General features: G+C 35.4%; 24 protein-coding genes and 1 other annotated feature. Of the genes, 2 read left to right on the top strand and 22 right to left on the bottom strand.

Translation table 11 applies throughout. The features are described from left to right. Positions 1 to 30: 30 nt before the first annotated feature. The 5 genes from rplT to NOL38_RS00690 all read right to left on the bottom strand — a co-directional run bounded on the left by rplT (position 31) and on the right by NOL38_RS00690 (position 2,538). Positions 31 to 390, bottom strand: coding sequence for a 50S ribosomal protein L20 (gene rplT / locus NOL38_RS00710; RefSeq protein WP_012028296.1), 360 nt, complete (start codon positions 388 to 390; stop codon positions 31 to 33). Between the two features lie 49 nt (positions 391 to 439). After that, positions 440 to 640 carry a 50S ribosomal protein L35 gene (gene rpmI, locus NOL38_RS00705; RefSeq protein ID WP_002940607.1) on the bottom strand — a complete coding sequence of 67 codons (201 nt, stop codon included), beginning with the start codon at positions 638 to 640 and terminating at the stop codon, positions 440 to 442. 26 nt (positions 641 to 666) lie between these two features. Next, a complete protein-coding gene (gene infC / locus NOL38_RS00700; RefSeq protein ID WP_002940606.1) occupies positions 667 to 1,173 on the bottom strand; it encodes a translation initiation factor IF-3 in 507 nt (168 codons plus the stop codon). A gap of 40 nt (positions 1,174 to 1,213) precedes the next feature. After that, positions 1,214 to 1,342 (bottom strand) — a sequence feature (ribosomal protein L20 leader region). Positions 1,343 to 1,368: 26 nt separating this feature from the next. Further along, positions 1,369 to 2,046: a (d)CMP kinase gene (gene cmk, locus NOL38_RS00695; RefSeq protein ID WP_099831389.1), complete on the bottom strand. Its 678-nt coding sequence runs from the start codon at positions 2,044 to 2,046 to the stop codon at positions 1,369 to 1,371. Between the two features lie 9 nt (positions 2,047 to 2,055). Beyond that, positions 2,056 to 2,538: an SAG1386/EF1546 family surface-associated protein gene (locus tag NOL38_RS00690; RefSeq protein WP_015646683.1), complete on the bottom strand. Its 483-nt coding sequence runs from the start codon at positions 2,536 to 2,538 to the stop codon at positions 2,056 to 2,058. Positions 2,539 to 2,588: 50 nt separating this feature from the next. Between NOL38_RS00690 and NOL38_RS00685 the strand changes: the two genes are divergently transcribed. Continuing rightward, positions 2,589 to 2,783, top strand: coding sequence for a ferredoxin (locus NOL38_RS00685; protein ID WP_014637747.1), 195 nt, complete (start codon positions 2,589 to 2,591; stop codon positions 2,781 to 2,783). Here the strand turns inward: NOL38_RS00685 and NOL38_RS00680 are convergent. The 15 genes from NOL38_RS00680 to cps2T all read right to left on the bottom strand — a co-directional run bounded on the left by NOL38_RS00680 (position 2,772) and on the right by cps2T (position 19,136). Continuing rightward, positions 2,772 to 3,260: an EbsA family protein gene (locus NOL38_RS00680; RefSeq protein WP_014637746.1), complete on the bottom strand. Its 489-nt coding sequence runs from the start codon at positions 3,258 to 3,260 to the stop codon at positions 2,772 to 2,774. The genes NOL38_RS00685 and NOL38_RS00680 overlap by 12 nt on opposite strands. A 182-nt stretch (positions 3,261 to 3,442) precedes the next feature. Next, entirely contained in the window at positions 3,443 to 4,213 is a 771-nt protein-coding gene (locus tag NOL38_RS00675) for a glycosyltransferase family 2 protein (protein ID WP_105256016.1), read from the bottom strand. Next, positions 4,203 to 4,559, bottom strand: a complete 357-nt coding sequence (locus tag NOL38_RS00670; protein WP_002937073.1) for a DUF2304 domain-containing protein — start codon at positions 4,557 to 4,559, stop codon at positions 4,203 to 4,205. Before NOL38_RS00670 ends, NOL38_RS00675 begins: the two co-directional genes overlap by 11 nt. Beyond that, a complete protein-coding gene (locus NOL38_RS00665; protein ID WP_024395477.1) occupies positions 4,559 to 5,275 on the bottom strand; it encodes a glycosyltransferase family 2 protein in 717 nt (238 codons plus the stop codon). The genes NOL38_RS00670 and NOL38_RS00665 overlap by 1 nt, the downstream gene beginning before the upstream one ends. A 102-nt stretch (positions 5,276 to 5,377) precedes the next feature. Further along, positions 5,378 to 6,631: a glycosyltransferase family 4 protein gene (locus NOL38_RS00660; protein ID WP_105256015.1), complete on the bottom strand. Its 1,254-nt coding sequence runs from the start codon at positions 6,629 to 6,631 to the stop codon at positions 5,378 to 5,380. Then, the gene (locus tag NOL38_RS00655) at positions 6,631 to 8,691 is read right to left on the bottom strand and encodes a rhamnan synthesis F family protein (RefSeq protein WP_063725199.1); all 2,061 of its coding nucleotides are present in this window, start codon (positions 8,689 to 8,691) and stop codon (positions 6,631 to 6,633) included. The genes NOL38_RS00660 and NOL38_RS00655 overlap by 1 nt, the downstream gene beginning before the upstream one ends. Before the next feature lie 9 nt (positions 8,692 to 8,700). After that, complete coding sequence (locus NOL38_RS00650) at positions 8,701 to 9,681, bottom strand: glycosyltransferase family 2 protein (protein WP_277941095.1); 981 nt, start codon at positions 9,679 to 9,681, stop codon at positions 8,701 to 8,703. A gap of 2 nt (positions 9,682 to 9,683) precedes the next feature. Beyond that, positions 9,684 to 10,673, bottom strand: a complete 990-nt coding sequence (locus NOL38_RS00645; protein ID WP_277941094.1) for a glycosyltransferase family 8 protein — start codon at positions 10,671 to 10,673, stop codon at positions 9,684 to 9,686. Positions 10,674 to 10,697: 24 nt separating this feature from the next. Continuing rightward, on the bottom strand, positions 10,698 to 12,005 hold the full coding sequence (locus NOL38_RS00640) for a DUF2142 domain-containing protein (RefSeq protein WP_105121780.1): 1,308 nt from the start codon (positions 12,003 to 12,005) through the stop codon (positions 10,698 to 10,700). After that, entirely contained in the window at positions 12,002 to 13,261 is a 1,260-nt protein-coding gene (locus tag NOL38_RS00635; RefSeq protein WP_024378821.1) for an MATE family efflux transporter, read from the bottom strand. Before NOL38_RS00635 ends, NOL38_RS00640 begins: the two co-directional genes overlap by 4 nt. A 32-nt stretch (positions 13,262 to 13,293) precedes the next feature. Further along, the gene (locus NOL38_RS00630; protein WP_277941093.1) at positions 13,294 to 15,057 is read right to left on the bottom strand and encodes a rhamnan synthesis F family protein; all 1,764 of its coding nucleotides are present in this window, start codon (positions 15,055 to 15,057) and stop codon (positions 13,294 to 13,296) included. After that, positions 15,039 to 16,253: an ABC transporter ATP-binding protein gene (locus tag NOL38_RS00625; protein WP_105256010.1), complete on the bottom strand. Its 1,215-nt coding sequence runs from the start codon at positions 16,251 to 16,253 to the stop codon at positions 15,039 to 15,041. Before NOL38_RS00625 ends, NOL38_RS00630 begins: the two co-directional genes overlap by 19 nt. Continuing rightward, positions 16,253 to 17,059 carry an ABC transporter permease gene (locus NOL38_RS00620; protein WP_024384359.1) on the bottom strand — a complete coding sequence of 269 codons (807 nt, stop codon included), beginning with the start codon at positions 17,057 to 17,059 and terminating at the stop codon, positions 16,253 to 16,255. The genes NOL38_RS00625 and NOL38_RS00620 overlap by 1 nt, the downstream gene beginning before the upstream one ends. A 2-nt stretch (positions 17,060 to 17,061) precedes the next feature. Beyond that, positions 17,062 to 17,991, bottom strand: coding sequence for a glycosyltransferase family 2 protein (locus NOL38_RS00615; protein ID WP_024413828.1), 930 nt, complete (start codon positions 17,989 to 17,991; stop codon positions 17,062 to 17,064). Beyond that, a complete protein-coding gene (gene cps2T / locus NOL38_RS00610; RefSeq protein ID WP_208583913.1) occupies positions 17,988 to 19,136 on the bottom strand; it encodes a beta 1-4 rhamnosyltransferase Cps2T in 1,149 nt (382 codons plus the stop codon). The genes NOL38_RS00615 and cps2T overlap by 4 nt, the downstream gene beginning before the upstream one ends. A 213-nt stretch (positions 19,137 to 19,349) precedes the next feature. Between cps2T and NOL38_RS00605 the strand changes: the two genes are divergently transcribed. Beyond that, positions 19,350 to 21,899 carry an LTA synthase family protein gene (locus tag NOL38_RS00605; protein ID WP_024401401.1) on the top strand — a complete coding sequence of 850 codons (2,550 nt, stop codon included), beginning with the start codon at positions 19,350 to 19,352 and terminating at the stop codon, positions 21,897 to 21,899. A 59-nt stretch (positions 21,900 to 21,958) separates the two neighbouring features. Here NOL38_RS00605 and NOL38_RS00600 read toward each other — a convergent pair whose 3' ends face one another. Further along, positions 21,959 to 22,396, bottom strand: coding sequence for a glycoside hydrolase family 73 protein (locus NOL38_RS00600; protein WP_228475263.1), 438 nt, complete (start codon positions 22,394 to 22,396; stop codon positions 21,959 to 21,961). A 68-nt stretch (positions 22,397 to 22,464) separates the two neighbouring features. Further along, positions 22,465 to 25,572, bottom strand: a complete 3,108-nt coding sequence (locus NOL38_RS00595; protein ID WP_425244224.1) for an N-acetylmuramoyl-L-alanine amidase — start codon at positions 25,570 to 25,572, stop codon at positions 22,465 to 22,467. Positions 25,573 to 25,609 lie beyond the last annotated feature (37 nt).

Here is a 25,609-nt window from a genome sequence, read left to right as displayed (position 1 = left end):
TACACAGACCAAACTCTTTATTTTATATACTTATTTAGCAAGCTTTGCTTTAGCAGCATCTGCAAGAGCTGTGAAAGCTGCTGCATCGTTCACTGCCAAGTCAGCAAGCATTTTGCGGTTTACTTCGATTTCTGCCAATTTCAAACCGTGCATCAATTGTGAGTATGACAAACCGTTCATGCGAGCAGCCGCGTTGATACGAGTGATCCACAATTTACGGAAATCACGTTTCTTCTGACGGCGGTCACGGTATGCATAGTAGTAAGAGTTCATTACTTGTTCTTTCGCAGTGCGGAACAAGAGATGTTTAGCTCCATAGTAACCTTTAGCTAATTTTAAAATACGTTTACGGCGTTTACGAGAAACAACGCCACCTTTAACACGTGCCATTTAATTTTCCTCCAAATAATTCAAATAATAAGTAGTGCTATATCAGTGCTTAGCGCATTTGAGTAAGCATTGACTTGATACGCTTGAAGTCACCTGAATGTACCATACCTGCTTTACGAAGGTGACGACGTTGTTTTTTAGTTTTACCGTGGAAACGGTGTGAAGTATAAGCGCGGAAGCGTTTCAATCCACCAGAACCTGTACGTTTGAAACGTTTAGCTGATGCGCGGTGAGTTTTTTGTTTTGGCATGTTAATTCTCCTTTTGCTTAAAAAGCTTATTTTTTATCTGAAGCTGGGGCCAATTGCATAAACATTTGACGTCCGTCCATCTTAGCGCGTTGTTCGATAATGGCAATATCTTGGGTTGCTTCAGCGAACTCAGCTAATACTTTCGCTCCAACTTCTTTGTGGGTAATCATACGACCCTTGAAACGGATCGAAACCTTAACCTTATTTCCTTTTTCAAGGAATTTACGGGCATGACGAAGTTTTGTCTCGAAGTCCCCTTTATCAATAACTGGACTTAGACGCACTTCTTTTACAGTGACAACACTTTGTTTTTTGCGTTGTTCTTTCTGTTTCTTCTGATATTCAAATTTGAACTTACCGTAGTCCATAATTTTCGCTACTGGTGGTTTAGCTTGTGGTTGAATCAATACTAAATCCACGTTGGCGCTATCAGCAATGGCCTGAGCCTCATTGAGCGGTTTGATTCCCAACTGTTCACCCTCAAGACCGATAAGACGAACTTCACGCACTCGAATTTCATCATTGATGAACAAATCTTGCTTTGCTATGGCTTTTCACCTCATTTTATATTTTTCGAGAAAAACGAAACGGACTTGCTAAACAAGTCCGCACTACACCATTATTCTTTCCGAAGAAATCTTAATCCGTAGAGCCAGACAACGTTAGTCGCAAGGCGAGAAGCTCTCACTTCTGCTTTTCTCAATACGACTATTCTAACACGTCCAAAACTACTTGTCAAGAATTTCTTTCGCTTTTTCGGAAATAAATTTCACTACACCTTCGATGGATACTCCTGTTGTATCAAAGGTAATGGCATCGTCTGCTGCCTTTAAAGGAGAAACTTCTCGATGGGAATCTTTATAGTCACGAGCCGCAATTTCCTGCTTTAGAGATTCCAAGTCGGTCTCAATGCCACGTTCCGTATTTTCCTTAAATCGACGGAGGGCACGCTCTTCAACAGAAGCAATAAGGAATATTTTGAGTTCTGCCTGTGGTAAAACAACTGTTCCAATATCGCGACCATCCATAACAATGCCGCCAGCCTGGGCAATTTCCTGTTGCAGGCGTACCAATTCTTCCCGTACTAGAGGAAGTGCTGCTACTGCTGATACATTATTTGTAACTTGGTTATCACGAATGGGCAAAGTGACATCTTCATCACCAACAAAAACTAATTGTTGGCCATTTTCATCACGCCCAAATCGAATAGGATACTGAGCAAGCAAGGCCACGATTCTATTTTGATCTGTGATCTCTATGCCGTTTGTCAAGGCTAGATAGGTAGCCGAGCGATACATAGCTCCTGTATCTAAGTAAGTATATCCAAAATTTTTAGCAATAATTTTAGCAACCGTTGACTTCCCACTTGAAGCTGGACCGTCAATTGCAATTTGAATTGATTTCATAACTCCTCTTTATCTAATACGGACTACATCACCTGGATGCGCAAGCCAAGACCCTGTGGTCATTTTCTCTGGATTTAACCGCTCTAACTCAGCAATTGAAATCCCGCCACGTGCGGCTAATTGTCCAACACCTTCACCTGCTTGAACAGTAAGGGTAGAGCCATCCGTAGCTTCTGCTAGACTGGAACTTGTTTCCGTTGTTTCTGTTTCTGTCGCATCAGTAGAAGTAGACTCCTGTGTTTCTGCAACTGAAGTTGAACTTTCTGCTACAACTGCCGCGGAGCTTGGATTATAAAATTCTTTAGTTGAATCTGTTTTACTTCCTCCAACCGACAAATAGATGGCAGTGATACCAATAATCAGTACGATAACAAAGAAAATAATTGCCAAGACTGTAAATACTGTTGTACTTGCTACTCCCTTGTTTAGACGTTCTTTTCGACTAACTGTTTCTGTTTGATAAACTTCTTCATTCCATGGCTCTTGTGACATTATCGAGAAAACTCCTTGTATTTTTATTAAAATATGATTACAATACTAATATGAAAATAAAACTTATTCCTGAACGGTGCATTGCCTGTGGGCTCTGCCAAACCTATTCATCTATATTCGATTATGATGACGACGGTATCGTTGTTTTTTCAGACGACTCACAATTTGAGAAAACGATTGAACCCAATCCAGATATTCTCAAAGCCATCAAATCCTGTCCTACAAAAGCCATTTCAGCGGATTGATTTGGCTTTTTTTGTATAATACTCTTCAAAATAATCCTGTTTTATTAAATGGTCTATTAATTCAATCTCACCCTTGAAGCAATTATGAATAGCTAAATGGTTAATAAAGTATTTTTTCGGCCATTTGCGCATGTGATACACCTGCCCATTGGGAAATTCTTGTGAAAATATGCGAATGGCTAGATAAGAAACTTCAATTTTTTCTATGGTAGCAATTTCAATTTTCTGTACTGCAAAAGGATTAGCCGAAGCAATCCGTAAATGCTTTTCTTTTATCTCGAAATAGCGATGTAAGCCAAGCACTACTAATACAGCAAAGAGAGAGAGAAGTAAGATAAATAATCTTGAAACTCTCAACTTTTCCAATAAAAGTGTCATACCAATGAAAATAGGCGTGAAGGTAAGTGACCAGTAAATAATGGCCCATGATAAATCTGGTTGCCAATGGTAACGAATTTTACCAAAAATTTTGATCATATCGGACCTCCATCTATTATTCTAGCACAAAAAAAGAGATTTTCCTATGAAAACCTCTATCTTTTGAAATTTTTTATTACATTTACATGACAATATAAGTTGATTTGTAAAACTTCTGAAATGCTTTTGAAATATTTTGAGTAGAAATTGGTGGGAATACAATGATTGGTAACTAAAAAATTTTAATTATTCGTCTCTTGACTCTTAACATAGTAACTCAGGAGAAACTTAGCAATAAACTTTGGCCAGAACAACAAATACATTTCATAGTCTTCTTTTGTACGAATATTGTTTTCAATGCTATTTGTCGTCTCAGATTCCTCATGGATACGATGATACATCAGACTCTCATCTACAAAGGTAAAGCTCCCATTTTTTTGCGCAATCTGATACCAAGCAAACCAATCAAGAGAAACTTTCATTTCTTCATTAAACTTGAAATCATTCAGTTTCTTCAAATTATAGGTCACAGCTGGACAAGAAATTGGATTACCAAAGGCTAAAACCCTATTCCGCCAAAACTTCCATTTGGGAAACATGGCCATTGTCCGTAACATGAGTTGCTTGATTTTCAAGTTTGAAGTTAAGGGAATAGCCACACCTTCCTTAACTTCCTGGTAATCTGAATAAGCAATCAACGTTTCCTCTGTCATCTGAGACATTATTTTTTCACAATAGTCTGGTAAATAAATATCATCTTGATGAGCAATTGTAGCATAAGGGGTTGTTACAAAAGAGAGTGCTAAATTCCAATCTTTTCCAATACCTCCTCCTTGCGCGGTATGCATTACGATTGCATTCTTTTGGCAAATTTGTTCTATATATTCACTCGGAGTACTAGTGTATAGGATGAGTTGTGATTGAAGTGTTTGCTGCTTTAACGAATGGATGCATTCTTCTAGATACTTACTATCTCCATAAGCACAGATAACAAATGTATGGTTATTCAGCATGATGCTCCTCCAACTCAGAGATTCTTTTTTTAGCCATTGATACTTCTTGAATTAAATTTTTAATCTGCTGCTTTTGTTGAGATAAAGCCATACTATGCAAAAATCCAATCACCAAGAGAACAAAAATTGCCACAGATAACAAGAAATTGGAAGTCAGACCAAACCCGAATAAATAAGCCAATTTAATGGGAATAACATCAAAGAGTGCAAAAACAATCAGTCCGAAGCCAATAACAATCCACATAAAGGCATGTTCGAATAAAATCTTATTTTTATTAATATTCCTAAAAATAAAATACAAAAAACCTAGTGAGGCAAGAAACATAGCTAATGCTTGTATAGTCATTATTCCCCCTCCTTCATAAGCGATGCAATCAAAATAGATGAGCAAACTTCTACCATGTAGCGGATGGACTTAAATGGAGTAATCGAAGAAACCCCTCCTGCTCTCTCAAACATATTAGCAGGTGCTTCTACTACTTGGAAATTTTGCTTTAGTAAATGAACAGTTGATTCTGGTTCCGGATATTTAGTAGGGTATCGTCTGGCGAATTGAGCAATTACTTTTCTATTTCCCAAACGATAACCAGATGTTGTATCCCAAATGCGTTTTCCAGTTGTTAGTTTTATCATATTTGAAATAATGCCTATTCCAAATCTTCTCATAAAACTGGTTTGAAATTCTGACAAGGTTTCACCAACAAAGCGTGAGCCAATCACCATATCAGCTTGACCAACTAAGATTGGCTGAATTAAGCTATTTAAGGAACGAATGTCATGTTGACCATCACCATCAAATTGAACTGCTACGTCATAGTCATTGTCCAAGGCATATTTATATCCCGTCTGAACAGCTCCACCAATACCTAAATTTTGTACTAGGTGAACAGCATTTAATTTATTTTGAATCAAAATTTCTTTCGTGCTATCTGTTGAACCATCATTGATGACAACATAATCCAATTGAAAATTGACACTATTTCTATAATCTATAATTCCCTGAACAGTTTGAAGGATACTTTCTTCTTCATTGTAGGCAGGGATAATCATTAATACTTTCATTTTTTCTCTCTAAAACTAGAATTCTATATAATTTTTCAGATTCTACTACTCATTTGAAGAAACTGTAATATACATATTTTAGCATAGCTATCCTATTATTTATTAAAGTCGAAGTTTATGTCTGATTTTTGTCGTGATATTGCTGATCAATCTTGCATAACGCTCCAATCTTGTTGGATGTATATTTAAAGTCAGTAACTCTTTTATGTGACTTAAATTTGTATTTTGGTATCCAATATATTCTAAGTGATTGATGCCGTCCAGTATTTCTTTATAGGCAACTTCCGGTGTATATAGAGTACGTAAACGTTCCACATCAAGCCGAGCCCTATCTGAAAAATCTCTAAAGGATTCAATCACTTGCTCTAACTTAGTCACCAACTCTTCTATATCGCCCAATTTATAAATTTGACCTGCTGAAAATATTTCAAATGCCGTCAAATGTCCTAAATTATCTGATAAAATTACTGGAAGCCCTCTTAAGATTGCTTCAACATAGACTAAGCCAAAAGTTTCCATAGATGAGGGGAAAACACAGATATCTCTATCAGTTACTTCTTCCCAAGGATTATCTAAGTTACCTAAAAATCTAACATTTTTCTGTAATTTATTTTCATGGATATATTCATCACAAATTGCTTTGTATTTACTATCCCATCCTCCAATAAAAACCAATTCAATATCTAATCTATTTAGTGTCTTATATGCTTTTATAAGTTCTAATTGATTTTTTCCTTCTGTTAATCGACCAACAGAAACAATTCTAACTTGGTTGCCTTTTTTTAAATCTTTTGTTTCTTGCTCAGTATAAGAAATAAACGGATGGACTTTCTTATTAAATAGTGGTGTTAAAAAATTATTTAACTCTCCAGTCACACTAAATAATTCTGAAGAATACTCTTCTATGAAGTCAATTTTATCAGCATAATAAGCAAACTCATTTTTAGGGAATTCATGAATTAGCCAAAAATGGGGAACCTTTTGACATGAGGCAGCAATTGCTCCCTGAAAAACATTAACAGTATTTGAAATAACCAAGTCTATCTCATTTTGCTCAATAATTTCAGCTATGTCCTGAACATTCTGGCGATAGTAGCTTGTAGCCTCTTCTCTATTAAGGATTTCTCCACCTGGTGCATCCGGCCACCACCACTTGACAGTTGGCAAATAGTAATTCTTAACCCCTATCATTTTATAAAGTTGCTCATGCTTATCTTGCGGTTCCCCTCCTATTGCATGAGTAACATTTATAACTGTGTGTCCCAGTTGAATAAGGTACTTCATTAGATAATAAATAGACTTCTCCGCACCATTATCCATACTAGTCGTAGGAGAAATAAACAAAATACGTTTCATTAGACTAACTCTTCTTTCAAAAAATCATTAATTCTATTTGCTGTAGTGCAATGATTCATTACAAATTCAAAAGCATTTTCTGCTATTTGTGCTCTCAAGTCTTGTTCAAGAATCAATCTCTCCAATTTACTTTCCCATTCGTTATCATCTGCTAGAACTCCAGTCACTCCATCTTGAATCATCTCTTCAAATGCTCCAAGATTACTTGCGACTGTCACAACTTTAACTGCTGCCGCTTCTATCCATTTAATTTCCGACTTTGCTTCATTAAAGGTTGTGGTTACAAGCGGCGCCAAGTTAATATCAACTTGTGAAATTAAAATTGGAAGCTTTCTCCAATCAACATACTCATGACTCACAATCTGTTTTTTGAATTTTTGGAATGGTTTCGGAATGTCTAAATATCCTACTATATGTAATTCCACTTGCGGGTACTTTTGAAGTAGATGTAGCAATGCTTGACTAATTAAATCAAAATTTTCGTTGTGTGTAATTGACCCTGAGAAATATCCTATTTTAACTTTATTGTCGTTCGAATTTTTCTTAACTTGTAAACTACGCTCAACTAATTCTTTAGACATGACGTTGCGATTCAAAATAACCTTGTTTTTATATTGTTCGAGTTCGTCTTTCAATTTCGAAGTCGATGTGATAGCATAATCGCAGAGAGAAAGCATTTTTTTGTAAGCCAAGACACTTGTATCATAGCCTTTTTTCTCTCTCTTGCTCAAGCCTTGGGTAAATTCAAGTTCATCTGTAAATTTTGTATCAAAAACCAAATCATCAATATCAAAATAAACAGGTCTGTTCTTTATGTGTGCTGCCCTACATATTTCTTTAAGCATATCATTGAATGGAGCTCTATAAATAATAATATGACTAGCAAACTGTGCATCCTGAAGTTGTACAAGAGAATTATTTATCACTCGAACTGTATAACCAAGTTCTCGCAATTGCTCAGCCTTATTTAACACACGATAACGTGTACATTGTGGAATAATATTTTCGACACCATCAATAATCAAAATATAAGATTGATTTTCTCTAGTTTTAAAATCTTCTAATATAGAAGACACCACTTCAATCGGATAATCTGTTTCCTTAGCAATATACTCCATCAAATTCGGAATCTCAGATTCTCTTTCTAAACCATGCCAAAAATATTGTTCTCTGTCATAATTTCTAAAGGCCGAATACTTAACTAATGGACAACCTTGTTTTAATAATTTAAGCGGATGAATATACAATGCACTATCTTTCGTGTCTTTAATCAGTGCATCATACTTAAAGCCTCGATCATAAAAATATTTTGCAAACACAGTTTCATGTTTTCCAATTGCCTTATTACGAGAATCCGTATCAGAGAGCTTTTCCCAATAATCATAGAATCCTTCATACCTAAGCAAGCTATTTTCAATAACAACAAAATATGATTGTAAGTGCTTAGGAATTTTACCATAAGGGTTATAACCAGTAAAGTCTAGTTGCTCCTCACCCATAGAAATTCCCCAAAAGTCTAGCTGATCGGAATTAAACTCGGAGAAAACCTCTTCCAAATCTCTAAAAGGACCAATATTCGTATCATTAACCAAGATGAGCTGATTATACTTTTGTAACGCCTCTTGTCCAGTATGTATTATCCCATGTCGGAAAGCCGCAACGTCATACCCCTCATTTTCTCTTTCCAAAACCTTACCATATTGTGCTAAACGATTTATATCAGCCTGTGGAAGTTTACCATTTACAACAATTAAAACATCTCGAGAAATTTTAGCCAATGCCTCTAAAAAAATTACTTTATAGTCCTGTAAAGACGATTGATGTTCATAAATTGTGTAAATCAAGTAACGATTTTTGATATCTGAATAATTATTTCTACGTTGCTTATCACGTTGCAAAGCTAGTATAGTTCGCTTTATATATTTTGGAATTCTCCAGAAAAACTTTGCAACATTTTTAGTAAGCTCCAATATATAAAACAATAGTTTGTATTTACCTGATAAGATAAATAATCGTGTTGTGAAATTTCTAATCCACCTTTTCACAGTGTTACCAATCACTTTCTATTATTATCTACTTTTATAAATTTTCAAAAGTTTGTTCTGAATAAATGTTGATACATATATCCCCAGAACTCTGGTCATTAAACCTGAGATTCTAAACGAAACAAGTTCTACCCTCTGTGAATATTTTAGCAAATATCTAAATTTTTTCACAAACATTTTTATATCAGAATTATTCAGATATGGAAATACAAATGGCAAGATGGAAATATAAGAATTTGATAAATAAATCAAAAGTGCTTCTTGCTTCTCATTCGATAGTTGTTTAAAATTCTTTAAATTTTCTTCAATTCCTCTAAAGGCATGTTCTATATGCCGAAGCGTGATAGTGTTTGTAATACTTCCAGTTCGATTCTGACGATACATGCACTGTGTGTTGTCCATGACTATAAAATTATTCAGTTCCTTAAGTAAATTTGCACACCAAATACCATCTTCATATAAATATCCACTCAAGAAATTAAGAGCAGAGGTAAATTTATCTCTTCTGACACACTTATTCCAAGCAGGGGTGATTAGGGCTCCTGTTTCAACGAGTAAGCGCGTATCTGTAATAACCTGATGAAACGGTAATTTTTTAGAAAAATTTCGAACTGCTACATCATCCTTACCGTAAAAGTAGGAAAATGGATAGATAACTGCATCAATAACTTCGTCATGTGAAATTATTTCTCTATTAATTTCATCTAAAAAGCATATATCGGTCCAAAAATCATCACCATCTAGGAATAAAATATAGTCACCACTAGCGTTCTTTATCCCTGTATTTCTGGCTGCTGATAATCCCCCATTAGACTGATGAAATACCTTCACCCTATCATCTTTAGCTGCTAATTTATCGCATATATTGGAGGTTATACCATCTGTAGAACCGTCATCTACCAACAATATTTCAAATTCTTCATAAGTCTGATTCAGTACACTATACACACATTCTTCCAGATAATCAGCAACATTGTACGCTGGGATAATAACGGAAAACTTCACACCTAGACTCCTTTTTGTAATCTAATTTTCCTATATTTCATGAATACAGGAATTAAGACTGTAATAATTTTATAGCGCAACATAGGAAAAGGCTTCATAACCATGTTAAAAAGATTAAAGCAGAAAAAGTAAAGCTGCCAACCACTCTCAAATTGAGTACCTTTCCATGGCGTCTGATTTAATGCAGAAACATAGTCCTCTCTAAATCGATGTTTATTTCCGATTCTCCATGGGCGTTCTTCGCCTAAAAAATGAACAATACGTGGTTGCTTACGAATTTTTACAAATTCTTCTTTTGAAATAAACGTTGAAGGCCTACTTAATTTTTCCAATGTACGATATGGATAAACATCAAAAATATTAAAATAATTATAAGTGATTGAGAGTGTTTTTATCTCTTCTTTCAACGCTCCATTCAGTGCATCTTGATCATTAGCAAAAAGCTCTCCATTTTTTTCTTTATAATAATCAAAAATAATTGTTCCTATACTTTTTGAACGCCACCGTTTCAAATCGATTAGAAGAACTCCCGCATTATGATATGTATACGTACCCAAATTTAAGCCTTCTCTTCTCTCAGACGAAGCTGTCGGTTCTGGGCACATTCCAAGGACTTTCCCCTCCAAATCTACTTCCCATAGCTCCCGAATATTTTCTAAAACTAAAGTATCTCCATCTAAATAGATGATTCTATCAACTTCTTCGGGCAGTAATTTATCTACAAGTAATCTTGCAAGTACAACCGAAGCCCAACCATTTGTGTCAACTTCAAAATCAAAATATGATTCCAAGTTTTCCAATTCAACGATTGTCAATTTATTTCCTCCGTCGGTAACAAATCGATGAAGTTTTTCTTTATTCTGTTGACTAATACCATCTGAGAAAAGATAAAAATGGCATGTATCGTCTTCGTTTAATGTTCGCATGATTGAGCCCATACAAGCTGCTACTTGCGGAACAAAAGCATCATTCAATGTAAATAATATATTCACGTTTCCCTCTTCCACTATCTTAAATTACAACCAATAATAATCCACTATCAAAAATAGATACATGATAAAGTTAATGACTACTGTGCCAGTGATCAACCGTATCAAATACTTCTGTTTTACCGATACACTTACCTGCTCTTTTAACATTAAACATGCCGGAAATAGATAGACTAAAAATGGAGTAAAGTATCTTCCTTGTGCCCCTTGAGAAATTATTGCATTTGGTCCAATAGCTGTCGGTGTCCATGCAAAATACATGCCCGCTACAATGATAGCTACCTGAACAGGGAGTACAAATAACGAAGCAAGACCTTCTGTTTTACTTATCTTTAAATTTCCATCATTAAATAATAATAACGTAAAAATGAAAATATCTATGAAAATTAACCAAAGAGGTAATTGAGTGACAAACCAGCCAAAATAACCAAAAATACCAATCGTTAAAATACCATTAAGATGATCATTTCTATTATTGATAAATAAACTGTTTATCATCACTTTAACAAAGTGCACGACACCACCTCTATTATGTAGGAATAGATAGCTAACAAGTAAAACTAGTCCTAATCCCAAAATAAGAATTGGTAATCTTCTCTTTTGAATCCATTTTAAAATCGAATTAAACTTAGATAAGACACCTTCAAATTCAAAATCAACAAAAAACAATAGTGCCAAAAGTAAAATATTATTTGCTTTTGTTAAATATAGTAGCAAGGATAATAATATTAAATTAATAAATTTCCTGGTGGTCAGTACCTTGTCTACCAATAAGTTAACATAAAAAACAAAAAATGCAACAACAGCCAGATAGTTCACCACATCATAAGACAGTGAGCCAGCCTGCTGAATCATCATAGGTAAAAGTGAGACAAAAAACAGAGTCATCTTCCCATACTTTATTTTTTTTATCAAATAGTAGATGCCTATAATATAGACTATTGTATTAAAAAGGCGCCCTATAGTGACCATCATACCATATGACGGATAAATCAATTTACCTACAACTAAACCAATTAGCTGAGGTGTACTCATTAACGATTTCAGAGAAAAATCGATAGATAATTGGTCCTTTGAAAAATCACGAATTTTGGTAAAAAGGCTTGAATATTCTGTAGAATCAACTGCATGAATCTCCGGTTCTGAATACGTAAAATCTGCTGCCCGTAATTCATTCATTGCCTCTGTATCTCTACTTGTAGGAGAATCAAATAATATATTCCACGACATAAAAGCATGTGTTGCTTCATCAGGAACCTTTGTCACAGGCATAACAAATATTGAAATTAACAAAAAGGGGATTGCTAACCTTAAAAATAATTTTTCTATCTTCATTCTTGTACTTCCCAATTCAAATGTTTTTGCAATTTTAGATATATTACTAAAGAAATTAAAAACCAAGTCCACATCGAACTCACAAAAGCAATAGCTGCCCCCAATATTCCATAATATTCTACCAATGGATTAGAAATCAATATGGATAATAGACAAGAAATTGCAAATGAAATTACGAGATACTTTTGCTTCCTCAAAACAGTAAGCATGTTATCACAAATGGTTGCAAAGGTACTCGCAATTCCCCCAAGCATTGTTATAATAAAGCTTAGCCAGTATTTATTAAGATTCGTTCCATAGAGAATATTTAATGCTGGAATCCCCAATACTATCCCCCCGACCAAAACTAACACAGCCAACCCGACAACCATTTTAACGATACGCTTCTGATATTGTTTAAATTGATTATAGTCCCCAGCTCTTCTATATATAGCCAACTGAGTTATCATGGGTCTAAACAAAATCAATAAAATATTCATTGAAAAAACAGGCATAAATAAAATGTTAAAATCCCTTTGAACACCTGTTCCTATAACACCTCTCTCAAAAAAAGTATTGAGAGCATATTTAGGTTGATTATAGATAGTAACAAGTAAAAATGCATTAATAAATAACGGCAAGCATTCTAACAATATATTTTTAATGGCTTTCAAATTAATTTCTTCTTTGATAACCCTCGTAAATTGAAACAAATTCGGAACATCAAAAAAGAAAACAAATAAATATGAGCTAATGACTAGATAGATTAATGAGAGTAGCAGGTTATTGGTTATAAACAAACCAAGTCCAAATGTCAAAATCACAATAGAGTTTCTCAAAAAAAGTGATTTACCTGCAATATCTAGCCGAGCATTTTGTTGGAACAATCCTTGAAAAACATCCGACAGAGCGTCACTTCCGCGATACAAACATATTAGGAAAATACAAGCAGATTTTTGAAATTCATATTTAGACAGAAAAATATAGCTTAAGGCAAGTAATAGCATAATAGTGATTGTTATAAGCCTTGTTGCAAGATACTGGCTAAACGAAAACTTTTTCGAAACATCAGTCGCTTGATAATCTCTTACCTGAAAACTAGCAATGATTACAAAAAGATTTGCTACTGCATAAGCAAAACTAAAAATATCAGCCTCTAATTCCGTCAACAAACGTGTTACTAGTAACAATAAAAATATTGATATTGCTGCTGAAGAAATACTTCCTAATAAATTCCAAATAAATATTGTTTTCGGTGATACTATTTTGCTCTTCACACTATCTTCCCCTTGTTTGTCATCCGTTATCCCTAATTTTTTAATAGAGATTTCTTTATCATCTTAAACACACTTACAATTCCAACAGATATTATCTTTAGTGTCCTTCTCAGTCCAATTTGTAAAAATTCTTTTTCTTCAATAATTAAACGTAATTCCCTTTCGCTGGAAAAACTAATCTTTTCCAATATTGGACTCACATTTTCAGTATTCTCGACCACTGCATAATCATTTGATAAATCCCACGCGCTATAAATAAATAATATTGGAACTAGCAATAATCTATCTTCTTTTGAAAAATCAATGTTTCTAAATTTTTCCTCAAGCTTTTTATAGTGTTCTGTTTTTATCCAATACCAACTTACTTCTTCTCCAATTATATAAGGCACTTTATAAAAATCAACTTTCTTAGTTCTCACAAGTGATTCATAGAGTATATTCAATTGACGAATAAGTTCTGGATTGCCCTCACGAAGGCTTTTTCTATCATATCTTTGATTAATTGTTAAGTCCGGAATAACTACAGCCAAATTAGATTGTGATTCAAAATTAGAAATCACTGCATCGAATGATGTAAAAAACATTTTCCTCAACTGATGCCTGTCAATAATATCCTCTCCAGAATATTTTATTTCCTTTGTTTGTTTGACAGTTATATGAGCAAGATATTTGGCATCTCCCATATAGTTATTTACTATTTCAAAAAAATGCAATTCATCTGTGAGTTTTACAATCTGTGCTCTCAATTGGTAGGTGAATAAATATCTCTCAACTATACTAAAATTATTTGAAAAATCAGTTTCTGGCAATGTTATTAGTAACTGGCACCTATCGGCTATTTTGCATAACTCTTCAATATACTCTTCAAAAATAGACACTGATTCTATGTGAATATGAAGAAGCACCGATGTCGAATAACGAGCGGTTTCTGTTGTTTGCGAAACCCGTATTTGAGGAATAAAACTCGTACCCGGAATAATTATCTGCCTCAAATGCCTCTCGATTAATTCAACTGGATATTTCGTTTTCATCCTAATAAGATGTAATAAAGAGTATATTCTATCTGGATATTCGGTAAAACTCTTTATTTTTATGAATGGAACATTATTTTTAAGTATAACTTCTGGATATTCTAGTGTAATGTTGCTATTTTCAAGGGTTTTACAATAAATGGACGTATCTAATACACACTTATAGCTATAACCCTCTGATAAAAGTATTTTTGTCAATTGGCTCTCATATAATTTTATAACATCTTGAATATCTGTTAACTCACTTACCGATGACCAAAAACCAACAAATGCTTGACTCTGCAAGATTCGTTTTTTAAATACCATAAAATATGACTGTAAATGATCCGGGACAACTACACTATCTATCTTTGTCTCTAAGTGATTGGTCATCCCCCAAAAATCTACATCAACATCACTGTTAAATTGACTATAATAATCCTCTAGGTCCCAGAGGGGGCCGAAACATGTATCATTCATCAGAGTTACCGAATCATATTGATAAAATGTTACTTGATTCAGCCCTTCTTTCCATGCCGCAAAATCATAACCAATATTATCTCTTTGGATAAAAAAATCAATCAGTCGTTCCGACTGTAAATATTGTACTATGTCCTTTGAAACATGGCTGTTAGAAACAAAAACTATGTCTGAATAAATACTTCGTATCGACTTTAATTGATAATAAATATATTCACTAACAACATTATATTTATTATAGTGAACATATACCAACAAACGCGACATTCTGCCTCCGTTATATTTTATTAATCTAGCAGCTCCCATTGACTATTTCTCTGAATAAACCCGGTTGCTGCGTCTTCCTCTGCAATATTATCAGTACTAAACTTCCTACTAATAAAAATAGCTGGTGTGTCAGATGTCTTGGCAAATAATAACGGCTGCTTATTACTATTTCGTACTGACACCGCCATTTTTAATTTTGCCTGATTAATTGAAGGTAGCTTACATTTCACTCGGAAAAACTTCTCGCCTTTACCAAATATTTTTAAATCCATAGAATTGTCATTATATACATCAAAATGACGTTCTAAATCTAAAAATGTAAATGCAACATGTGTTTCAATATCTTCTAAAACCGTATATCTAAACTCGATTTCAATTGATTCATCCGGTTCAATTTGATTTTTTGAGACCAGGTTAATCTGCAAATCTTTTACAATATCACTCTGATGCAGAGGTTCTTCGTTTTCTGTAACTTCGCTTATTGAGGCAAGCACATTATCAAAACTGTATTGATTAGCTACATCATCAGGTTCTCCTAATGCCTTGACGTATCCTTTCTCTATAAGAAGAGCTTTATTACAATACTTTTTCACAGCTCCCATATCATGGGTGACAAGAATGGTCGTTTTTCCACTTTTTTTACGCTCTAGGAAGTAATCATTACATTTACGCTGAAAAGCCTCATCACCGACTGCTAGAACCTCATCAAGTATCAGAATATCTCCCTGAGCTTTAATGGCAACTGAAAAGGCTAAACGTACCTGCATACCACTAGAATAGTTTTTCAACTTTTGATTCATGAATTCACTTAATTCCGCAAATTCAACAATATCATCATACATTGCATCAATTTCTTCTGCAGTAAATCCCAACATAGCACCGTTTAGGTATACATTTTCCTTACCAGTTAGTTCCGGATTAAAACCAACACCAAGTTCAATAAAAGAAACTAATTTACCATCCACAGCTACAGTCCCTCTTTCAGGAACATATATTTGAGATAAAATTTTTAACAGTGTCGACTTACCAGAACCATTGCGACCAACAATTCCAAAAAAGTCCCCTTTTTCAACTTCAAAACTGATATCCTGCAAAACATTATACTCTACGTAGCCTTTAATCCCTTTAAATAAATTGACTAAAGTAGTTCTTAGACTCTGACTACTCTCCGTTGGAAGTTTAAAACTCTTGCTAACATGTTCTACTTTTACAGCAATATTATTATTTTTTACCATTACAAAATCTCCGCAAACTTTTTGGCATTTTTTCTAAACACAGTTATACCCAATAGGTAAACAACGACTGGAAGAATATACGGAATTGCCACAATTACAGGATTTTCAATCAATTCACTAACTGTAGTATTCCCAGAATAAACAATAAAATGTCTCAAGTCTTGAATAATTTGTGCAACAGGGTTCAACATCATCAACTTAGCAAATGTTACTTGCCCACGCTGTAAAATAAATGTCAATGAATAAATAATTGGTGTTGCATACAATCCAGCCTGTAAGAACACTTCCCAAATTGGACCAATATCTCTAAATCTTACAAATAAAGAAGATAGAATGAAAGCTATACCTGTTGCTAGTAATGCCAATTCAAAAAACAATGGGATTATAACTAAAACGGACCAAGTAAAGGGAACCCCGTTAATAGCAGCAAATACAAACACAACCATTAAGTTAATGGCGTAATTAATTGCAGCTCCTGCAACTGAAGAAAAGACAATAATTTCTTTCGAAAAATTCAATTTACGCAACAAATCTCCACGAGAAACAATGGACATCATTCCCATGTTGGTTGCTTCAGTAAAAAAGTTCCAAGTAACCATACCCAGCAGTAAGCTTACTGCATAATGTGGAGTTCCATCATCAAAACGCAAAAAACGTACAAAGACTAAATACATAATTGTAAAAAGTAACAATGGTTTTAGGATTGACCACAAGTGACCAATCAAAGAACCTTGATAACGCAGTTTAAAATCAGTTTTTACCATTTCTTTCAAAAGAATTTGGTTTTCTCTATTCAATAAGTTCATAACTATTCCTTATAAGCAAATTTTGTAATAATGAGTGTTGTAAATACCAATGTATGGAAAGCCTTATTTTTCCTCAATCCATATTTTCTCAAAATCCTGAATCGTTCAAGCATTGGTTTATCCATAATGGTTACAAATGCTTCAATTAACTCTCTATTTGACTGAGATAGAGGCATTTGTAGTAAATGACGGGCTTGTTTTTGACTATTTTTAATTAAGTCCCAATAAACCGCAAATAAAATGTGAGGACGAATCCATTTTTTAAAGCGTTTTGAGAGTGTTCGAGCCCCTAAAACATTATCAGAATGCTGGCGATACAGTTCCCCTGGTTGATCAATAAACACCAAATTTCCAAAGGCTGAAGCAAGTAAGGCTAAGTACCAATCGTGCATCAAAATATCCTCAGTTACTTGCCACATTTCAGCAAGATGATGATTAATCATGGCGACACCGCCAGTTACAGTATTCTCAGTCAACTCTTGCACCAATTCCGTATTGGCATGATGAGATTGAGATTTTACCATGCTTTCTGCCATAACCTCTAGATTTTGATTGACAACTTTGAGGTCCATATAAACCATCAATGGCAAATTTGTTGGATAGGCTTGTGCTTTTTTCAGGCTAACTTCCAGTTTATTTGGCAGCCAAACATCATCTTGGTCACTGAAAAAATAGAAATCAGCAGTATCATAATGAACTAGCCTATGAAAACTTTTGATGACACCGAGATTTTCGTCTGTCTCAACATCTATGAAATGAATTCGCTGATCTTGTTCAACAAAATCTTTAATAATCTCTCTAGTTCGATCACTGGAACCATCATCACGAATAAATAGTGTCCAGTCTGTGTAAGTCTGTTCTTGGATAGAGCGAATTTGCTCAGCTAAGAACTGTTGACCATTGTAGGTCGACATGAGTATGTTTACTTTCATTGTAAAAATAATTCCTCGTACTCTTGGACGATTTTTTCCCAGGTGTATTCATCCTTCATGTGTTTTTTCGCAATTTCTCCTAATTCCATCGCTTCAGCATTCTCATCAATTTGGTTAATTAATTGACTCAGGCTACCTGACTCCTTACTCCAATACCGAGCACCTTCTAGGGCAACTTTGCGGTTAAAATCAACACCTAAAACCAAATTTTCATTGGTTTGCGCCAGCGCTTCTAGGAGACTAGGATTGGTTCCTCCAACTTCATGTCCATGAATATAAGCTCGACATTCTTGGCGCAGATACTTAAGTAGTTCTTGGTCATATACTGTTCCTACGAACTTAATCCGCTTATCGGATATAAAGCCTGTCTCATCTTTCAATTTTTGAAAATAGGCAGAGCCTTCATGGTTTGCAACGATGACTAAATCACGTCTCGTGTTGCTTGCCATAAACTCCCGAATTGCTGTCACATAGTTATTCTCGGGTACAAAACGACCGATAATCAGATAAAATTCTTTCTCTTTAATGTTCCAATTTGTAAAATATTGGCGAACTGGCTCAGATTCTTTTGTTAACTTAGTCGGACTTAAATCTGTACCATAGGCAATAAAGCGTGTATTGGTAGCCGAGTATTCAGATTGAATATAATCCTCAATTCCCTCATTATCAGCAATAATCAAATCAGCATATTTGACCATCATTTTTTCAGAAAATTTTAGATACCTCTGGACTGGCTTAGCCCACTTGGCCCGTTTCCATTCCAAACCATCTGGATTGACAAACAAGGTACCTCCAACAGAGTGAATCTTTTTCGCAAAAGGTGCTATGAAGCCACCTATGGTATTTCCCAAGATATAGAAAATTGGTCGCTCTATCTGCTGTTCCTTAATGATTTTAAGGGCATAAGCGATCGCCATCATATCATAAGCAATCACACGAGCCGGTCCAAGTTTTGGTGGATTAATGGTGAAGCAATCTGCACCTAAGTAGGTCGAATGTTGATGATGACTTGTATCCGATAAACAAGCCACATGGTAATGAATCTTCTCAGATTGCTGGTGACTGACCAATTGTTGGACAAAGGTCTCAAAGCCACCATATTTTGCTGGCAGTCCACGACTACCGATAATAAAAACGTGTTTCATGAATCCTCTCCATCAAATTGCAGTTCTTTTCATTATACCATTTTTTAGTTTTTTTTCCTAATTCTATCCTAGTTTGGCTATAAAGCCTTTTCTTTTTCTACACTTCTAACTCCACAGTATAGGTAAAAACAAATTTTGAGTTAATAAGAAAAATTTGATATAATATGTACTGGCTTTTACATAAAAATATAAAACTTAGAATTGTTAATAAATATGAAATTAATCAAACAGCTTATTCACATACTAATCTCCATCGGATTGATTGGAAGTTTTTTTCTCTATGCACATCTCATTCAAAACGAATTAGGTTCTACAAAAAATGATGGAACTATAGAAATAATCGCAGAACAACCAAACCAAGTAATCGACAGCATCCAAATAAATGGACGCTATATTCATTCATCAGAAATTATAGAAAACCAATGGGGAATCAATGATGCTGATTTAATCCCTAATTTCTCTTCTCTAGGTGAGGAAAATTCACTCATAATTAAATCTTCCTCTTCTGTAAGAACCTTATCATTTGAATACTTTGTTAGTGAAAATCCGACTATTGTAAAAATTAAAGTTGGTGGACAATTGGTTGAATCCGTTGACACATCAACTGGAGATAAATATAAAAATTTAGCCTTTATTGAACTTCCCTATACTTTAGGGATAACTAAAGATAATCAATTTTGGTATCTCCACTTAATAGTCCTTGCTTTAGGCCTATCATGCTTTATCTTAAATGGATCAACATGGAGAATCAAGAGAAGACATATCAGCATCTTAACAATATTATTAATCACTCAATATATATTCACTACTTTTACATTCCCACGTTTATATCGCAACGAACTAGTACTGTTTAATTCCAGTTTTAATAAAATGGAAACCCAACAGCTATTAGTTGCACTAACTTTCCTGATATTTTTTGGTCTTTTAGGATACAAACAACTCCGAGGTCATATCTCTAAAGCCTTCAAAACGATTAGCCTATCAGTGATTTATCTTCTAGTTCCCATTTTTTCATTATTTATTATTGAAAATAGCTACTCACAATTCTCTACTCTTTCCCCAAACAGTCTTTGGAACAATCTAATCATTATCGGAGTCCTCTACCTAATACTGGTCTTTACAACTAACCTACGATTTGCCAGCCTATTAATTCTGTCCGCTTCAGTATTTATTGGTATAAGTAACCAACTTTTGATTGACAGCCGTGGTGCTCCTCTATTATTTTATAATCTTTTTCAAATCACAGATGGATTAAATGTAGCTTCTAGCGTAGCGATTAATATCAACAATCGGATGCTACAAAGCATGGTATTTTCTTATATTTTATTGACCTTCTTTTTCTTTATCCCTAAATTATATTTACCAAAACTTCTACCTTCTAGAACGTTCTATTCTAGTTATGATTTCAAATGGCCGAAACGTTTCAGCAGAATCTTACTAGGATATATAACTTTAATAACAATCGTTCCAATGATTAATAAAACTATCGTCTCTAATGCAAATATATCATTGAACTACTGGAGAATGTACGTGACCTACGGTCAATTTGGGCTGCCACTCTCGCTCGCCTCTTTCTATGAAGATAGTAAAATAACTAAGCCTGACGGATACTCAGTTCCCAAACTTAATGAAGTTCTTGAGAAGTACTCTCCTGAAACAGAAAAACAAACAATCCGGCCTAATATTATCTTTATACAGAATGAATCACAGAGTGATTTTTCAAACTTACAGGGATTAAATATGGAGCCTGACCCACTCTCAAACCAACATGCTTTAACAGATAATGCTGTTCACGGTACATTAAACGTTTCTGTATTTGGAGGCGGAACAGCTAATACAGAGTATGAAGTTCTGACAAGTAACCCAATCAGTTTACTATCTTCTAATTTATTTCCATATCAACAGATTATCACACAAGAACGACCAAGTTTTACATCCTATCTAAAAGATAAAAATTATGAGACCGTGGCTCTACATCCTCAATCTGGAAATAATTACAACCGTCATGCAGTATATCCTCTACTAGGATTTAATAAATCTTATTTTTTAGATTCGGAACCTGCTATTAGTAGCTTAGCACCACTAACAATCGATCGTGGCTGGCCATCTGATCAATTCTTGTTCAACGGAATAAAAGAACTTTATACCCAAAAAGGAGACCAGCCTCTATTTAGCTTTGTTGTTACCATGCAAGGACATGGAGGCTATCCAAGTACGGAAGAAATTTACCCTCGTGAAGTCAGCATTAATGGTTCAACATCTGAATACTTAGCTGAAACAGAATTTTTGACTAGCATGAAGAAGACGGACGAAGCATTTGCTGATTTAATTACTTTCTTTAGCACTTACAAAGAGCCTACGGTCATCGTCATGTACGGCGATCACCAACCTAGTTTGAGTCAAGAATTTTACGCGCAGTTTATGGATGAAAATAATCCTGCTGCTAAATATTCTACCCCTTTTGTGATTTGGTCTAATTTTGATATTAAGGAACGTGAATCTACAACTATTAGCCCAAACTATCTCGTTCCATATTTGATGGATATTTTATCCGAATCCGACTATGCCCTTCCTCGATCACCTTACCAACAATTTTTGAGCGATATGCAAATCGAAGCACCTATCATTACTAGTTGGGGAAACATCGATAATAGCGGCCAACAAATTGAAGACATATCAAGCCTATCACTTTACCAAACCTACTTACAACTAGAATACAATAGTGCCGTTGATAAACGACCTCTAACAGATCTATATGAGTGATAAAAATAGCCTTGCTCGTTTTTGAGCAAGGCTATTTTATCATCAATCATCCAAAAAACTTAATTATCTAAAAGATAAAGCTTGTAATTCTCGATAATTGATCGTAATTTTTCACCATATTTCGGATCAGTAGCATATCCAGATTGTCTTAACGCAAGAATCGCTTGTTGATAATCAGTTGCCTCCCTAAAACTCTGGTAATTTTTTATTCTCCACGGAGTAGAGGTAAAGAACTTAGCATAGTCTGCTACACTTTCATTCCATGAATTATATTTTCTAAACAAGTGCTTTTCTTGCTTCTTCTCACCATCACGGTATTCATTGGTAATGATTTCAATTGTATCCCCCGTCCATGCAGCATCCGCTTTGATGCCAAAAAGATTATTCCCATGAGTCGCCAAGTATGACGTTCCCCATGCACTTTCTAGGATGGCTTGAGATAACATGACGCTCGAAAGGACAGAATTCACTTTTGAATTTTGCTCAATTGCAGGCACTAGATTAGCTATGAAACTTTTCTGATCATTAGAAAGTTTTCCTGTTTCAATACCTGTACCTGCAGTTCCTACTTTCCCTCAACAGCACCATACCAGTTCATCACACCTTGTGCCAATGCTTTCGCAAGGCGAGTGTGATAAGAATCTTGTTTGATAACTTGTAACTCCGAAGGATTATCCATAAATCCTAGCTCCACTAGAATAGCAGGAATTGCTGTCTCGCGAAGGACTGCAAAAGTTTCTCTTCTTACGCCACGGTTAACTGCACCTGTTTCCTTAATTAAACTCTCCTGAACCTTGTTAGCTAAAATCTCACTTTCAGCTAAACGAGTAGGGTTATTATGCATTTCTTTATTAATTTTAGGTTGGTATTCCGGATCGTATTGATACCAATATGTTTCGATACCAGTTGCATTCGAAACTCCTGCACCCGTCGCATTAAAATGGATACTAATAAATAAGTCTGCGTTGCTTGCATTCGTCATTCGTGACCTCTCTGTTTTGAAGTCTACATCATAATCACCTGTACGGGTCATCAAAACATTGATTCCATATTTCAAGAGATTTTCACGCAACTTATTTGAAACAGACAAAGCAAGATTTTTTTCATGTACGCCTCCATAAGAAGCTCCTGAGTCTCGCCCTCCATGTCCTGGGTCAATATAGACTGTGTAGGAGCGCTGTACCGACGGGGTTGATAAATGAGTCGTTGTACCGCCAGCACCTGTTAGGCCACCACTTGAGTCCTTATAATATAAGTGAACCGTGTAGGTACCTGTACGATACTTATGGTCCTTCTTATTAACAGTTAACTTATAACTACCGTCTGATTGACGAGTAGCTTCATACCAACGTATATCGTCTGACTGGGACCAGGTAGGTAAGAGAACACTTGCTATATCTTTCGGCGATGAAACATTAGTAACACGAACATCGAAGGTACCTTGAGCATCGTTACGATTTTCAATTGTGATGGTACCTGTTGGCTTCACTTCTGATAAATGAGTCGTTGTTCCACCTGCACCTGTTAGGCCACCACTTGAGTCCTTATAATATAAGTGAACCGTGTAGGTACCTGTACGATACTTATGGTCTTTCTTATTAACAGTTAACTTATAACTGCCATCTGCTTGACGCTTTGCTTCATACCAACGTATATCGTCTGACTGAGACCAGGTAGGTAAGAGAACACTTGCTATATCTTTCGGCGATGAAACATTAGTAACACGAACATCAAAGGTACCTTGGGCATCGTTACGATTTTCAATTGTGATGGCACCTGTTGGCTTCACTTCTGATAAATGAGTTGTTGTACCACCTGCACCTGTCAAACCACCATTTGAATCCTTGTAATATAGATGAACCGTGTAGGTACCTGTGCGGTATTTATGATCTTTCTTATTGACAGTTAATTTATAACTTCCGTCTGCTTGACGCGTTGCTTCATACCAACGTAAATCATCCGTCTGTGACCAAGTTGGCAAAATAACACTTGCTATATCTTTCGGCGATGAAACATTAGTAACACGAACATCGAAAGTACCTTGGGCATCGTTACGATTTTCAATTGTGATGGTACCTGTTGGCTTCACTTCTGATAAATGAGTTGTTGTACCACCTGCACCTGTCAAACCACCATTTGAATCCTTATAATATAGATGAACCGTGTAGGTACCTGTGCGATACTTATGGTCCTTCTTATTAACAGTCAACTTATAACTGCCATCTGATTGACGAGTGGCTTCATACCAACGTAAGTCATCCGTCTGTGACCAAGTGGGTAAAATAACACTTGCTATATCTTTCGGTGATGAAACATTAGTGATGCGAACATCGAAGGTACCTTGGGCATCGTTACGATTTTCAATTGTGATGGTGCCTGTTGGCTTCACTTCTGATAAATGAGTCGTTGTTCCACCTGCACCTGTCAAACCACCATTTGAATCCTTATAATATAAATGAACCGTGTAGGTACCTGTACGGTACTTATGGTCCTTCTTATTAACAGTTAACTTATAACTGCCATCTGACTGACGAGTGGCTTCATACCAACGTAAATCATCCGTCTGTGACCAAGTGGGTAAAATAACACTTGCTATATCTTTCGGCGATGAAACATTAGTAACACGAACATCGAAAGTACCTTGGGCATCGTTACGATTTTCAATTGTAATGGTACCTGTTGGCTTCACTTCTGATAAATGAGTCGTTGTTCCACCTGCACCTGTTAGGCCACCACTTGAGTCCTTATAATATAAGTGAACCGTGTAGGTACCTGTGCGGTATTTATGATCTTTCTTATTGACAGTTAATTTATAACTTCCGTCTGCTTGACGCTTTGCTTCATACCAGCGTAAATCGTCTGACTGTGACCAAGTGGGTAAGATAACACTTGCTATATCTTTCGGTGATGAAACATTAGTGATGCGAACATCGAAGGTACCTTGGGCATCGTTACGATTTTCAATTGTGATGGTGCCTGTAGGTTGTGTAACATTGACCGAACTGGAAGCAGTACTGACTCGAGCACTTGGAACACTTGTAGAGCCATTCGAACTTCCTGCAATCGTATTTGAAGAACTTCTTGTCAGCGAATTCGAGGTACTACTTGTTGCACCTGCTGTCAAACTAGAATTAACCGTTGAGCTTGTAGTAGTCGAAGTTGCTTCCACCTCAATTTTAGACGGAGTTGCATCACTATTATCCAAAGTAGTAGGCTTCTCAGCCGCGCTTACGACATCCTTCTTCCACTCGAAACTATAATCTGATAAGGTCTGAAAACTTCCATCTGTTAATTGTGCTGTTAACTTCAGCGAAAAGACTTGGTCTTCCTCCGCAAATGCAGACCGATCCAAAACCGCTACGTATCTACCCTGCTCATCCATTGAGAAGGTGACAGTAATGCCGCTATTTGTTTCAGAGCTAAACTGGGCTGTAACACCAATAATTTCCCCTTGAATGTTCGATAGAATAGCTTTAATCTGACCAGCCTCATCAACGACAGATAGTTGCCCGCCAGTTTCAGCAACCTGAGATGAAGAAACTTGACTAGATGGGGCATTTACCATATCCGCTTGAACAAGCTGAGCATTCAACGCTGATGCACACAAAGAAAGAAATAACAACGTTCTTTTTTTCACAAATATCTCCTTTATATATTTCACATGTAAAAACAACTATATTTCTCAAAATAGATGCAATTACACTAATCTT

Source organism: Streptococcus suis, from assembly GCF_029616525.1.
Classification (GTDB): domain Bacteria; phylum Bacillota; class Bacilli; order Lactobacillales; family Streptococcaceae; genus Streptococcus; species Streptococcus suis_AF.
The sequence above is the reverse complement of the archived record's forward strand: the minus strand, read 5'-3'. Positions and strand labels throughout refer to the sequence as shown.